The organism is Gluconacetobacter diazotrophicus PA1 5, from assembly GCF_000067045.1.
In the GTDB taxonomy this organism is placed as follows: Bacteria; Pseudomonadota; Alphaproteobacteria; order Acetobacterales; family Acetobacteraceae; genus Gluconacetobacter; species Gluconacetobacter diazotrophicus.
Genome location: NC_010125.1, coordinates 2057319 through 2070178 on the forward strand (window position 1 = coordinate 2057319; position 12860 = coordinate 2070178).

Annotated in this window: 13 protein-coding genes; 2 read left to right on the forward strand and 11 right to left on the reverse strand. The window is 68.0% G+C overall.

The window, feature by feature from the left end:
- Nucleotides 1-17: 17 nt before the first annotated feature.
- From GDI_RS09610 to GDI_RS09630, 5 genes are all read right to left on the reverse strand, one after another.
- A complete protein-coding gene (locus GDI_RS09610; protein ID WP_012225712.1) occupies nt 18-1544 on the reverse strand; it encodes a TolC family protein in 1527 nt (508 codons plus the stop codon).
- 35 nt (nt 1545-1579) lie between these two features.
- The gene (locus GDI_RS09615; RefSeq protein WP_081482873.1) at nt 1580-3382 is read right to left on the reverse strand and encodes an FUSC family protein; all 1803 of its coding nucleotides are present in this window, start codon (nt 3380-3382) and stop codon (nt 1580-1582) included.
- The gene (gene mdtN / locus GDI_RS09620; RefSeq protein WP_408735200.1) at nt 3363-4397 is read right to left on the reverse strand and encodes a multidrug transporter subunit MdtN; all 1035 of its coding nucleotides are present in this window, start codon (nt 4395-4397) and stop codon (nt 3363-3365) included. Before mdtN ends, GDI_RS09615 begins: the two co-directional genes overlap by 20 nt.
- Nucleotides 4398-4414: 17 nt before the next feature.
- Complete coding sequence (locus GDI_RS09625; RefSeq protein ID WP_012553033.1) at nt 4415-4687, reverse strand: YtcA family lipoprotein; 273 nt, start codon at nt 4685-4687, stop codon at nt 4415-4417.
- 147 nt (nt 4688-4834) lie between these two features.
- Nucleotides 4835-5029, reverse strand: a complete 195-nt coding sequence (locus GDI_RS09630; protein ID WP_012225715.1) for a hypothetical protein — start codon at nt 5027-5029, stop codon at nt 4835-4837.
- Between the two features lie 182 nt (nt 5030-5211).
- On the opposite strand from GDI_RS09630, the gene GDI_RS09635 reads away from it, so the two are divergent.
- Nucleotides 5212-6342, forward strand: a complete 1131-nt coding sequence (locus GDI_RS09635; RefSeq protein ID WP_012553034.1) for an AI-2E family transporter — start codon at nt 5212-5214, stop codon at nt 6340-6342.
- Between the two features lies 1 nt (nt 6343).
- Here the strand turns inward: GDI_RS09635 and GDI_RS09640 are convergent, their stop codons facing one another.
- Genes GDI_RS09640 through GDI_RS09655 form a run of 4 tightly spaced genes read right to left on the reverse strand, consistent with a single transcriptional unit; the run spans nt 6344 to nt 10554 of the window.
- Nucleotides 6344-6925, reverse strand: a complete 582-nt coding sequence (locus tag GDI_RS09640; protein ID WP_012225717.1) for an HAD family hydrolase — start codon at nt 6923-6925, stop codon at nt 6344-6346.
- Complete coding sequence (locus tag GDI_RS09645) at nt 6922-7413, reverse strand: hypothetical protein (protein ID WP_012225718.1); 492 nt, start codon at nt 7411-7413, stop codon at nt 6922-6924. The genes GDI_RS09640 and GDI_RS09645 overlap by 4 nt, the downstream gene beginning before the upstream one ends.
- Before the next feature lie 19 nt (nt 7414-7432).
- Nucleotides 7433-8575, reverse strand: a complete 1143-nt coding sequence (locus tag GDI_RS09650; protein WP_012225719.1) for a DegT/DnrJ/EryC1/StrS family aminotransferase — start codon at nt 8573-8575, stop codon at nt 7433-7435.
- Nucleotides 8572-10554 (reverse strand): polysaccharide biosynthesis protein, encoded by a 1983-nt coding sequence (locus tag GDI_RS09655; protein WP_408735214.1) that lies wholly within the window; start codon nt 10552-10554, stop codon nt 8572-8574. Before GDI_RS09655 ends, GDI_RS09650 begins: the two co-directional genes overlap by 4 nt.
- Nucleotides 10555-10621: 67 nt before the next feature.
- Here GDI_RS09655 and GDI_RS09660 point away from each other — a divergent pair, with 67 nt between their 5' ends.
- Entirely contained in the window at nt 10622-11656 is a 1035-nt protein-coding gene (locus GDI_RS09660; protein WP_012225721.1) for a glycosyltransferase family 4 protein, read from the forward strand.
- Between the two features lie 46 nt (nt 11657-11702).
- Here the strand turns inward: GDI_RS09660 and GDI_RS09665 are convergent, their stop codons facing one another.
- Nucleotides 11703-12164, reverse strand: a complete 462-nt coding sequence (locus tag GDI_RS09665) for a hypothetical protein (RefSeq protein WP_012225722.1) — start codon at nt 12162-12164, stop codon at nt 11703-11705.
- Nucleotides 12165-12404: 240 nt separating this feature from the next.
- Nucleotides 12405-12815 carry a MarR family transcriptional regulator gene (locus GDI_RS09670; protein WP_012553038.1) on the reverse strand — a complete coding sequence of 137 codons (411 nt, stop codon included), beginning with the start codon at nt 12813-12815 and terminating at the stop codon, nt 12405-12407.
- Between the last annotated feature and the right edge of the window lie 45 nt (nt 12816-12860).

The window sequence follows — 12860 nt, forward strand, 5'->3', positions numbered from 1 at the left end:
CTAGTCCGCCGACGCGGTCACGGCTGCTCGGTTGGGGACGCATCCCCCAATGCGCCCGCCGCGAAAGCGAGGCTGGAGGCGGCGATCAGGGCGGCGTAATAGGCATCCGATCGCTCCAGCCTTGCATCGATCAGACCGCTTTGCGCCAGCGTGGCCTGGGTGATGGACCCGACGCCGTTGCGGTAGGCGGACAATGTGGCGTCGAAGCTCGTCTGCGCCGCCGTTTGCAGGCGTCCGGACGCGGCATAGGCGCTCAGGCTCGTGTGGACACCATTTTCGGCGACAACCAATTGCTTGACCGCTTCATCCAGGGTCTGGCGCAAATTCGTCTCGGCGCTGTCGAATCGATTCCTGGCCTGTTTCAATGCCGCGGCACGCATGCCGCCATCGAAGATTGGCACGGTGATGCCGCCCAGGATCAGGCTGCTGAAATTGTTCGACGACAGATTGAGCGTCGGCGCGGCATTCGCGCCGATTCCGGGCACGGAGGACAAGGCCAGACGCCCGGTCGCGTATGCCACATTGCCGCTGACGAAGATCTTGGGCAGGAACTCCGCCCGCGCCGCCGCGACCGCGCTGCGTGATGCGCGGGCAGTGGCATAGGCGGCCAGGACGTCCGGCCGTCGCGCGGCGTCGCGCTGGATCATGTCGTCGGTCAGGCGCGCGTCGGCGAGGCTGAGCGGCCGGTCGGAAATATCCTGCGTCAGCACGTGCGTGCCGGGCGGGATGCCGATGGCCGTCATCAGGTCGAGATAGGTGTTCTCCGCACCGCCCTCGGCCTGAACCAGCCGCAGTTCGGCCTGGGCGGTCGCCTGCCTCGCCTGGGTCGCATCCACGACGGTACCCTGGCCGCGACGTAACCGCATGTCCGCGGCATCCTCGACCTTGCGCGCATTGTCCAGCGCCTGATGGAGCAGGGTGACCCGCGCGGTCGCCGCGGCGTGGGTATAGAAGGCGAGCGTTACGGCGTAGATCAGTTTCTGATGCGCGCCCGTGAACAGGATGTTGGTGGCGAGCTGGCTCTGTCTGGCGGCGTCGATCGTGGCCTCGCGCTTGCCGAAATCGAACAGCAGCCACTCCAGGCCGAGCGTCTGCACCTCGCCGTTGCCCACCCGCGTGCTTGTGCCGCCGATATCGACGTTGCCGATGGCCGCGTTGGCGCCGCTATCGTGCGCATGATTGTAGCCGCCCACCACGGTGGCCGTCAGGTGCGGCAGATAGGTGCTGCGCGCGATGCCCACCGCCAGCGCCGCGTCGCGCGCCGTATTCCAGGCGCGCCTGGTGTCCGGGTTGGTGGATTGCGCGATGTCGATCAGTTCGGCAAGCGAATAGGGATGCGCGCCTTGCAGTTCGGGCGGCGCCGGACGGCCCTGGATATTCCGGTTGGACGGCAGGCTGTAGCCCGGGGGCAACGCAAGCCCGCGCGCGCAGCATGGACCGGGAATGATCTCGCCGGCAGCCGAGACATTGGGGCGCCAGGGCGCGTCGGGCCGGTCCGGCGCCGAATGCAGGGCTTGGGTGGCGCAACCGGCCAGCCCGAGCATGGCGAACCCGATGGTTGCGAGGGAGGCGGGACGGGTCACGAGGCCAGGCTCTCCAACCGTTCGAAACGTGCGCGCGTCTGGGCATCGCGTTCGGGAATCAGCAGGTCTTCGGCCAGCCGGGAGGCATCCCGCAGGGCTTCGCCGCATTGGGACATCCTTTCCGTATCGGCGCGCATATGGACGGGTTCGGTGGCCGCGAATTCAAGCGTGCGCTGGCTGGCCGAGATCGCGCCCAACACCTCGGCCGCATGGGTCACGCGCGCCTGCGGCGTGATACTGTCGCGCTGTGCCGCAAGGGCCCTGACGACGCCCCGCAACGTCGCCGCGATCCTGTCCCAGGCGCTGGCGGGCCAGAAACTGGTGAACATCGCATAGGTGATGAAATTGCCGAGCATGATGCCGACCACGCGGTCGCGCGCCACGGTCATGTCGGTGGTCGGGCCGTAATCCTTGATGTCCGTCAGGAAGAAGGCCAGCCCGATCTGGAATCCCGCATACGCAATGCGTTCGTCACCGGTCTTGACCCAGGCTGCGATGAACGCGCCCGCGAAGACAAGAGCCAGGAACCCGGTGATATCGTTCAGATGCGGCATCAGCAGGATGATCGAGCCGATGCCGAGCGCGGCACCCAGCAGTGCGCCGCCGATACGCAGCATGAGCTTGGAAATCATCTCGCCCATCGTCGGCTGGGCCACGATGAAACACGTGATGATGCAGGTATGGATGCCCGGCCAGTCGAGGATCTTGAAGATGAAATAGCTGGTCATCACCGCGGCCGTGCCCTTCACGGCAAAGCGGACATGGTCGGGGTTCGTGAAGGCGTCGGGGAAAAAAAAGCCCCCGCTTTTTTTCTCCTCCGGGGGCTTTTCCTCCGGTGCCGGGGTCGTGAAAATCGCGATCAGTGCCGCCATTGCGGCAAGGGCCGGTTCGTTGGAGGGCACGGCGGGGGGCGCGATATCGGCGGGATAATCGCCCGCCTCGAACATCGCCGCCATCTCCTCCAATGTTTCCAGCAGGGCAGACGGGCAAGGTGATCCGCCTTCTCGCACCGCCGCGTCGGCCAGGGCAAGGACGCCGATGCTGGAATAGGCCGCCTGCTTCAGGCAGGCGAGGTCGCGCCGGTTCCAGATCCTTTCCAGCGCCGCCATCTTCACGTTCGCCATCATGCCCGCGCCGCCCTGGCGCAGCATGTCCTGGGCGCGCTCGCGCGTCGCGTCATCGGGATGACGCAACAGCGCCATGGCCATGCGCAGGCGGCCTGCGATGGCGCGCATCAGCACGGTCCTGGGCGACGGGCAGATGATCAGTCCGAGCCCGATCATGACCAGGCCCGGTATGGCGAGGAACAGATCGGTGTAGAGCAGCGCGCGGGTGGCGATCTCGCCGACCGGCGCCTGATCGACGGCGATCAGCCCATAGACGGTGATCAGCCCCAGCATATAGGCGAGCGGCTTGAGCTTGCTGGCTGACCCGAGGAAGAAGAAGCAGAAGGACAATATCGCCACGCCGACGACGATGCCCAGCGGATGATCGAGCGTCAGGCGAATCAGCCCGTACAGCATGGCGAGGATGACGAGGATCAGCACATTCACGGCGAGGCCGGCGACGAGATTGGTCACGCGGTCCTTCTGCCAGAGCGCCATCGTGACCAGGGCGGGCACGGCGAGGTCGGGGACCTGCCAGATTTCCCCCACTAGGACCGTCGTGGCGCAGGCTGCCGCCATGCGCAGGGCGTAGCCGAGACGCCCCGGTTCCGGGTCGCACGCCAGCCTCCAGGCCCGCCCGAGCGTCAGGCGCCCGGGATCGGCGATATGTCGGTCAGGGACAGGCGGCGCCATGCCGGATCTCGACGGTGGCGGTGGCACCCAGGCGCAGCAGGTTCGGGTCGGCCCGATCGAGCTTTACCCGCACGGGGAACCGCTGCGCCACGTGCACCCAATCCATTTCGCGCGGCACGACGGGAAGGGCGCGTGCGATCCCTGCCGAATCGGCGGACAGGACGCCCCAGCCGATGCTGTCCACATGACCGCGAATGGCCACGTGCCGGTCGATCATGGAATGGACTGTCGCGCAGTCTCCGGGCCGGATGGGGCGCAGATCGACCTCCCGGATATTGGCGTTGGCATACCATGCATCGTTGGCGATCAGGGTGAACAGCACCTGCGCCGGCGCCAGAATCTCGCCTGGCTTGACGCGCAGGCTGGTCACGTAGCCGTCCAGGGGGGCGACGACCGTTGTCTGCCTGAGTTCATAGCGCGCGTGATCGAGCGCCGCCGCAGCGGCGTCCCGCGCCGCCAGCGAACTGTTCAGGTCTCCGATTGCGGTCTGTGCCGCCGCTTCCTGCCGATGCGCCTGCTCCAGCGATATCTCGGCATCGCGGAGGGCAACCCGGGCCTGGTCATATTGCTGCAACGGGATATAGGCATGCCCGGCCAGAGGCGAGAGGCGTTCGACCGTGCGCGCGGCGAGATCGCGGTTGGTTCGCGCGCGCGCGGTCTGGGCCTGTGCCACGGCGGCGTCGGCGGTCTTGACCGAGACCAGCCGTCGCTGGTTTTCGACCTCGGCCTGGGCCAGCGCCAGATTGGCTTGCGCCTGCCGCACGGTCAGCTCGTACGGTTCGGGATCGAGACGATAGAGCAGGTCGCCCTTGCGCACCGCCTGATTGACGTGAACGGGCAGATCGACCAGTCGGCCGCCGACGGTCGAAGCCATGTGCACGATTTCGGCGTCGATCGACCCGCTGTCGGAGGAAGGATGGGCGCTGTCCTCGTTCGCGACATGGACGCCCAGCAGGACAGCGGCCACGACGCAGGCCACGGCGATGATGAGACCGACAGGCTTCCTGCCGGACATGGAAACCCTTCGCATCGCTATGGCCCGAACCAGATCAGCCAGGCCAGGAGCGCCGCGATCACGCCGAGCGATACGTAGGTGAACAGCCGGAAGCTCAGGATCGCGTCGATACCGGTCTGTATGAATACCACCCGCAAACCCACGGCGGCGGCGATACCCACCATTGCGCAGAACATCCAGCCCGGGAAATAGGCCCCGACCAGTGGAAAGGACGGGGCGCCACGCACAGCGCAGCCACCGAGGAAAAGAACGGGCGCTACACGCGCAAGAGGAGCGGAATGCGAGGTCATGAAATAACCGCAAATCCCCACGCGTTAAGACGGCTGACGGCTATTGCGTTACCCTAACGTATCAGAAATCTCAGGTCCATCTCCGGTCGCGACGCATCCGGGCCCGCCGCCCGAGCCCCTGCACCATCAGGCCGCCAAGGAAGATGGTCAGGCCGCCGGCCGACAGGATCGCCCCGGCCCAGCCGACCGATTGCGCGCCATGTCCGGCAGCATGCCCATGATCGCGAATTCGCCGGTTCCGATAGCGAAGGCGCCCAGGGCCAGCGCGCGTTCCGCCGCCGCGACGCCATGTGGCGCGTTGTAATACCCGATGGGCGCGTCCTGTCCGTTTTCGGCGTTCATTCCTGCATCCTTGTCCGTTACGCCATCCGGTATGCCGAGTGGGCGTCACGCCGGTAAACCCGTCATTAAGCGTCGCGTGTGCGAATGACGGGACGAAGCGCCCCCCGGGGGCTGTCGCCCGAATCGACGCGGGCGTGCAGATGTGCCAACGATCGCAATCGCCCCCACAGCCTGGATGGACCATGCCCACCAAAGCCGTAACGGAAAGCCGACCCGACACCCGCCCCATCAGGCGCGAACCGGAACAGGACAGGCCGGAACAGGACCCGCGCGCCGTGCAACTGGCCCGCATCCATCACCTGCTCCAGGTCGCGATCCTGCTGGCCGTGATGGTCCTGTCGATCTGGCTGATCGGCGACGTGCTGATGGTGGTGTTCGCCGCGACCCTGATCGCGGTGATCCTGCATAATCTGGCGGCCATGGTCGAACGGCGGACGCGCCTGCCCTACTGGCTGGCGCTGAGCCTCGTGGTGGTCGTGCTGCTGGCCGCCATCGGCGGGCTGGGATGGAGCAGCGGCCCGGCGATTGCCGAACAGGCGACCCGGCTGCGCATCGCATTGACCACCCAGGCCCATTCGCTGCGCGGCCAGTTGAACGCCAGCACGATGGGACGCACGGTATTGGACTACCTGCCGCAATCCCTGGGCGGGAACCAGGCCGGGGGCGGCGATAACGGCATGGGCTCGCGGATTGCCGGATCGATGACGGGTGTCCTGTCCTCGGCCTTCGGCGCGGCGGGCACGCTGGCGGTGATCCTGATCGCGGGCCTGTATTTCGCGCTGTCGCCGGCGCTGTACGTCAACGGACTGCTGCGGCTGATCCCACCGGGGCACCGGCCAGCGGCACGGACGCTGCTGCTGGTCGCGGGCCGCACCCTGTGGGCCTGGACGGCGGGACAGGCGCTGGACATGCTGGTCGTCGGCATCCTGTCGGGGGTGGGGCTGTGGTTCATCGGCGTGCCGCTGGCGCTGGCGCTGGGCGTCGTCGCGGGCATGGCCAATTTCATCCCCTATATCGGCGCCTTCATCGGGGCGGTGCCGGCCATCCTGCTGGGCCTGTCGCAGGGCACGCGCGAAGGGCTGCTGGTCATGGCGCTGTATGCCGCGATCCAGTTTTTCGAAGGCAATGTGATGGCGCCGCTGATCCAACGCCACGCAGTCCAGATGCCGCCGGGCCTGACCATCCTGTCGCAGACCGTGTTCGGCACCATCCTGGGCCTGCCCGGCCTGGTCCTGGCCTCGCCGCTGACCGCGGCCCTGCTGGCCATGATGGACCGCGCCACTCCGCCGCTGGATGAGGAGGACCGCGTCTGACCTATAGAAAGGGGCGGATATCCAGGCCGCGCATGCCGGCGTGTCCGGCCGCTGCCAGTCCCTCGTTGCTGTCTTCCAGGACCAGGCAGGTGCGCGGTGCCGCGTCCAGGCGGCGCGCGGCCTCCAGGAACAGGTCGGGGGCGGGCTTGGGGCGGGCCACGTCGTCGATGGTCACGACCGTGTCGAACAGCGTCATCAGGCCGGTATGGCTCAGTGCCGCCGTGACGATTTCCCGCGACCCGCTGGACGCCACCGCCATGGGCAACTGGCCGCGATAGCGCCGTGCCAGGTCGGCGACGATGCCGATTTCCCGCAGGTCCGCCATGGTGGCCAGCACGCCCTGCCGCGCGGCGCGCACGATCGCGGCGCGGTCCAGCGTGCGGCCCAGTTCCGCTTCGATCAGGTCCAGCACCATGTGCTCGGACAGGCCGCCCCGGCCATGGAACCACTCGGGCGCCATCCTGTGGTCGGCCACGGTTTCGAAGGCGCCCAGCCACGCCTTCAGGTAAAGCGGCAGGGAATCGACCAGCGTGCCGTCACAATCGAAGATCAGGGCCGTCGTATCGGGCGGGACGACGATCATGGAAACGCGGTTCGCTCATAGGGCTGCTGGTCGACCATCTGGCGCAGCACGGCGAAATCCTTTTCCGGAAACCTCTCGATCCGGATCACGGCGCCGGGCCTGTCCTCCAGGAACAGGGTGGCGTTCCAGTCGGCGGCGCTGATGCCGGTCCACAGGGTGATGACATAGGGCACCGGCTTGCCGTCCGGGCCGGCCGGGCGGTCGGCGGTCAGGGTGATCGTCGCGTCACCCGATGACGGCGGCGTCTGCCCCAGCGGGCCCCAGCCGCCACGATGCTGCTGCAGCCAGTCGTTCAGGGTCCGGATCTCGGCAGCCGACAGCGCGCGCTGCTGGCGCATGGGCCCCACGCTGATCACGCCCGCGTTCATGTGGGGAATGGTCAGCGGCCGGAAGTTGGGGATCGCAAACGACCATACCACCGTCGCAGTGGCCACCGCGAACGCCAGGCATCCCAGAATCCCCAGCAGCAGCGCGTTTTCCCGTTTCATGGTCTCGGTCTCTCTCGTCTTATCCGCGAACCGCCGCGATGACCCGCGCGACGTCCGCGTCCGTCAGTTCGGGGTGAATGGGCAGCGCGAGAATACGGGAAGACAGATCTTCGGCAACAGGCAAGCACGTGCCGTCGTGATGGGCCTGATATGCGGGCTGCAGGTGCAGGGGACGGGGATAATAGATCGCCGAAGGCACGCCCTTCGCGCGCAGCCGCTCCTGCAACGCCGCGCGTGCGGCCTCGCTTTCCACCAGCACGGCATAGATCGCCCACGCGCTGTGCGAATCCGGGACGCGCGCGGGGGTGGTGACATGGTGGGCCAGGCCGGCATCGTAGGCGCCGGCAATCTCCTCCCGCCGGGCCAGTTCGGCATCGAATCCTTCCAGCTTCGCCAGCAGCACCGCGGCCTGGAGCGTATCCAGGCGGCCGTTCATGCCGGTCCGCAGGACCTCGTATCGCGTCTTGCCCTCGCCGTGGGTGCGCAGCGAACGGTAGAGGTCCGCGCGCTCGGGGTCGTCGGTCAGGATCGCGCCGCCGTCGCCGTAGCTGCCCAGCGGCTTGGACGGGAAGAAGGACAGCGTGGTGGCCGTGGCCTCGCGCCCCAGCTTGCGTCCCGTCAGCGCGCCACCGAACGATTGCGCGCAATCGTCCATCAGGAACAGCCCCTCGCGCGCCGCGATGGCCCGCAATTCGGGCCAGGGGGCCGGCTGGCCGAACAGGTCCACGCCCACGATGGCACGCGGTCGCAGGGTTCCGGCGGAGCGGACATCGGCAATCCGCTTCTCCAGGCTGGCCGGGTCGATCTGGAACGTCCGGGGATCGACATCGACGAAGACCGGCGTCGCGTGCAGCAGCAGCGGCACCTCGGCCGTCGCGGTATAGGTGAAGGCCGGCAGGAAGACCGCGTCGCCGGGTCCGATGCCCTCGGCCATCATGACGATCTGGATCGCATCGGTGCCCGACGACACGCCGACGCATTCCCTGGCGCCGGCATAGGTGGCCAGGGCCTGTTCCAGTTCCGCCACCTCGGGTCCCATCACGAAACGGCAATGCGCCATGACGGCATCCACCCGCCGCCGGATGGCGTCGCCCAGCCGCGCCTGCTGCGCGGGCAGGTCGAGGAACGCGATGGGGGAAAGCGTCTCGGGGGAGGCGGTCATGGGGTCATGGTCCTTTCGGCGTCGGTCGGGTCCGCGAGCATATCGCGCACGTCGCCGGTCGGGTTATGGGCGAATTCGGGAACGAGGCTCCCGATCAGCGCAAGGACGGCCGGAGTATCCTCGGCGCGGCAGGCGGCTTCCAGCGTGTCGATCGCCAGGCCGACGGCCCCACGGTCCACCATGCGGGGGGTCGCCATCTTCAGGCCCGGATGGTCGGTCGCGACCGGGGCCTCGCGCCCATGGAACAGTTCCTCGAACAGCTTTTCCCCCGGACGCAGGCCGGTGAAGCGGATCGGCACGTCCTGGTCGGGGCGCAGGCCGGCCAGGCGGATCATCTGCCGCGCCAGGTCGACGATCCGGATCGGCTTGCCCATGTCCAGGACGAAGATGCCGCCGCTGCGCAGCAGCGTGTCCGTGCCGCTGCCCGCGCGGGCGCGGATGGTGCCGCGCACGCTGGCCTGCAGCACCAGCCCCACGGCCTCGGACACCGTCATGAAATAGCGCTGCATGTCGGGGTGGGTAACCGTCAGCGGCCCGCCCCGTTCCAGTTGCCGGCGGAACAGGGGCACCACCGATCCCGTCGAACCCAGGACGTTGCCGAACCGTACGGTGACGCACCGCATCACGCCGGATTCGTCGCCGGTGCGGGCCTCGACATCCAGGGCCTGGCAATACATCTCGGCCGCGCGCTTGGAGGCCCCCATCAGGCTGGACGGATTCACCGCCTTGTCCGTCGAGACCATGACCAGGGCGCGGGCGCCATGCCGCGCCGCCGCGTCCGCGACGATCCGGGTGCCGATGACGTTCGTCAGCACCCCCTCGCACGGATTGGCCTCGACCATCGGCACGTGTTTCAGTGCCGCCGCGTGGAACACCAGTTCGGGACGGTACTGCGCGCAGACCTGTTCGATCCGCGCCCGGTCGCGGATATCGGCCAGGATCGTCTCGCGCCGCAGCCGGGGCGCGCGTTCCGACAGTTCCACGTCGATCTGCCACAGCGCGAATTCGCCATGGTCCAGCAGCAGCAGGCGGCCGGGCTCGTATTCCGCGATCTGCCGCGCCAGTTCCGACCCGATCGAGCCGCCGGCCCCGGTCACCAGGACGGTGCGGCCGCCCAGCAGGGCCGCCATGCCGTCATGGTCCAGCCCGACCTGGGGACGGTTCAGCAGGTCCTCGATCGCGACGGGGCGCAGTTCCAGCCGGTCGGCGGGCGTCAGGTCGGTCAGGACCGGCGCCCGCAGGACGGTCAGTCCCCGCCGCTCGGCCACCTGCATGATCTCGGCCAGGTCCTCGCCCCGGAACGCGGCATCGGTGATGACCAGCCGCTCGGGCCGGCCGCCATGCCCGTCCAGGCGGGCCAGGATGTCGTCCATTCCCTCGACATGGCCCAGGATGGGAATGCCGTGGATGCGCCGCCCGGCCTGCCGCCGCCCCTGGGTGACGATGCCGGCCACGCGAAAGGCGGGATCGGGCGCGCGTTCGACCGCGCGGATGAACAGGTCGGCCGAATTGTCCGAGCCGACCAGGATCACCTGGCTGGATGCCTGCCGCCGCGCCGTGCGGCGATAGGATAGCCGGTAGATGATCCGTATCCCGCCCATCAGCGTCAGCAGCACCAGGGCATGGATGATGGGAAAGGTCGGGGTCGGGATCGGAAAGCCGGTGATATGCAGGCCCAGCGCGAACAGGATGGCGCTGGCCACCGAGGCACCCGCGATGTTCAGCAGGTCGCCCACCCCCGAAAACCGCCAATATTGCTGCTGCACACGAAACGGCAGGCCGCTGATGATCAGGGTGATGGCGCCGCCCGCGACGAACCAGAGCGGATGCAGCAGGCCGCCGCGCGGGTCGGCCAGCCAGCGTGCCAGCGGCGCCGACAGGGCGGCGAGAAGGCCGTCCAGCAGGACATTGACGGCGATGCGGTTGACCGGGCGCCGCCTGTCGGCCGGCAGAGGGGGATCAGGGCGTTGCGAGGCCATTGTCCCGACCATATAGCCCAGCCCATTCCGTGCTAGATAGAGTCATGACGACAAAAACCCCTGGCGCATGAACCATTTCGTTTTTCCCCCCTCCGTCCCGTTCGCTTTTCTGCTGTTCGCCGTCTGGTCCGGCGCCGCGCTGATGGTGGCCGGTGCGATCCGCCTGGGGGTTCTGGACCATCCGGGCCATCGCAGTTCGCACACCCGCCCCACCCCCAAGGGCGGGGGAATCGGGGTAGTGACCGCGTTCGTGCTGGCGGTGCCGGCGGCGCGGCTGCTGCACGGCCTGCCCATGCTGACGCCGGCGGTCGCGGGGCTGCTGGCCGCGACCATCCTGCTGGGCGGGGTCTCGTGGCTGGATGACGTCTATCAATGGCCGCCCAGCCTGAAGCTGGCGGCGCAGTTCGCCGCGTCGATCCTGGTGGTGGCCACCGGCCCGCATCCGACGGGAATCGCGATGCCGATCGGGGGCGCCGTGCTGTCGGTCGGGGTGCTGGTGTTCATGACCAATGCCGTCAATTTCATGGATGGATTGAACGGCCTGGCATCGGGATCGATCCTGCTGGCCTGCCTGGTCATCGGCGGACTGGCATCCGGCGGCGCGGATCGGGCCGGGCTGGGCGACATGGCGCTGATCCTGGCGGCGGCGCTGGCCGGATTCCTGCCGTTCAATTTCCCGGCAGCCCGAATTTTCATGGGGGATGTCGGCAGTCAGAGCTGCGGCCTGCTGATGGGCGCCTTCGGCCTGGCCGGTGCCGCCGGGGGAACCGGGGGCGGGCTGGGGCTGGCGGTTCCGCTGCTGATGGCGGGTCTGCTCTACGATGTCGGCTATACCCTGCTGCGCCGCTGGCGGAACGGCGCGCGGCTGGTGGAAAGCCACCGCGAACATCTCTATCAGCTTGCCACCCAGGCCGGGATGTCACCGGTCGTGGTGACGCTGGTGCAATGGGCGTTCGTACTGTGGGGCGGTGTCGCGGCCCTGCTGATGCAGCAGGGGCGAACCGGCCCCGCCGGCGCCCTGGTCCTGGTCCTGTTGCCGCAACTGGGCTGGACCGGGATCGTCCGGGGCCGGATACGGCGCATGCCGCCGCGCGACGCCTGATCCGGCATCGCGCGGCGGGACGGTCCAGGACCGCCTGGTCGCCGCCTTATTTGGTCAGGGTCAGTTCCAGGCCCTGCGCCGCGCCGGCCAGGCGTGCGCCCTTGGACAGCGTCTCGATGCGGATCGTCACGTTATTGCCGTTATGCATCAACGTGCCGCCGACCCCGTTGCCCAGCGTCGCCTCGCCATTCGCGGCCACATAGGTCCCGTCGAAATCATGCAGGTGCTTCAAATTGTAGACCGTGCCGGTACTGACAACGGACGAATAGCCCACAGCGGCGATCGACCCGCCTTTGACCGTGAAATGATAGGTATGGTGGCCATAGGTCAGGGTGCCGTTGCCCCAGGTCCAGCCGACGCCGACATCGGCCGATTTGGCAACGAGGCGAATATGCCCCGATGGCGTCCCCAGGTCGTCGGCGGCCCGTGCCGCCGACCCGGGAAGGGACGCCGCCAGAAACGGAGTCGCAAGAACGGCTGCGGCAGCCACGCGTGTTGCCAGTCGCATGATCTTATCCTTGTCTGTCGGATGAATAACTCGGGGTACAGGGGCGGAACCACGCGGCGGACCCGTGCGGCCCGTCGTTGCGATGTGCACCTGCCTGTGCCGGGCGCATTGTCTCGGGCACAGTTCGCCAACCGCTGCCCTCAAGGCAACGACAGGCGGCGAATACACGCGCCATTCCATGGTTCCAGCCGACCGGAACCGGCGGCCATCCCCGCGGGAACAGCCGCCAGACCGGATTTCTTAGCCGGCGGCGCGGCGCGGGGCGCGTTCCTCGCCCCGGACGACCTTGCCGGTACGGGCGGTCGCGGGGACGCCGGCGGCTTCGTTCATGATCGAGCGCAGTTCGCGCAGGTAGGCCGCGCCCTTGAGCGTGCGCTGCACCAGCACCGAGCGGCGATCCATCGGGTCCACCTTGCGGCGGGCCAGATCCAGTTCACCCAGCCGGTCGAGCGCACGGGTGATGGCGGGCTTCGACACGTTCAGGGTCGAGGCCAGGCCGCGCACCGTGTGGGCCCCTTCCTGCAGGTAGCAGGTCAGGAACACGCCAAGCTGGCGAGCCGACAGGTCGGGCCCGTCACGGCGGACCATCGCGACCACCGTGTCGCGCAGGGTGCTGATCAATTGATCAGATGTGGACGAATTCTGGGCCATAATGAAAACCTTTCCTGACGGGCCGTCGGAAGGCCCCACGTTCAA

Excerpts from the sequence above, each read along its gene's own strand:
- GDI_RS09635 (WP_012553034.1), top strand. The coding sequence starts at position 5,212 with ATGCCCACCAAAGCCGTAACGGAAAGCCGACCCGACACCCGCCCCATC.
- GDI_RS09625 (WP_012553033.1), bottom strand. The coding sequence starts at position 4,687 with ATGACCTCGCATTCCGCTCCTCTTGCGCGTGTAGCGCCCGTTCTTTTC.
- GDI_RS09670 (WP_012553038.1), bottom strand. The coding sequence starts at position 12,815 with ATGGCCCAGAATTCGTCCACATCTGATCAATTGATCAGCACCCTGCGC.
- GDI_RS09650 (WP_012225719.1), bottom strand. The coding sequence starts at position 8,575 with ATGACCGCCTCCCCCGAGACGCTTTCCCCCATCGCGTTCCTCGACCTG.
- GDI_RS09640 (WP_012225717.1), bottom strand. The coding sequence starts at position 6,925 with ATGATCGTCGTCCCGCCCGATACGACGGCCCTGATCTTCGATTGTGAC.
- GDI_RS09655 (WP_408735214.1), bottom strand. The coding sequence starts at position 10,554 with ATGGCCTCGCAACGCCCTGATCCCCCTCTGCCGGCCGACAGGCGGCGC.
- mdtN (WP_408735200.1), bottom strand. The coding sequence starts at position 4,397 with ATGTCCGGCAGGAAGCCTGTCGGTCTCATCATCGCCGTGGCCTGCGTC.
- GDI_RS09660 (WP_012225721.1), top strand. The coding sequence starts at position 10,622 with ATGAACCATTTCGTTTTTCCCCCCTCCGTCCCGTTCGCTTTTCTGCTG.
- GDI_RS09630 (WP_012225715.1), bottom strand. The coding sequence starts at position 5,029 with ATGAACGCCGAAAACGGACAGGACGCGCCCATCGGGTATTACAACGCG.
- GDI_RS09615 (WP_081482873.1), bottom strand. The coding sequence starts at position 3,382 with ATGGCGCCGCCTGTCCCTGACCGACATATCGCCGATCCCGGGCGCCTG.
- GDI_RS09610 (WP_012225712.1), bottom strand. The coding sequence starts at position 1,544 with ATGCTCGGGCTGGCCGGTTGCGCCACCCAAGCCCTGCATTCGGCGCCG.
- GDI_RS09665 (WP_012225722.1), bottom strand. The coding sequence starts at position 12,164 with ATGCGACTGGCAACACGCGTGGCTGCCGCAGCCGTTCTTGCGACTCCG.
- GDI_RS09645 (WP_012225718.1), bottom strand. The coding sequence starts at position 7,413 with ATGAAACGGGAAAACGCGCTGCTGCTGGGGATTCTGGGATGCCTGGCG.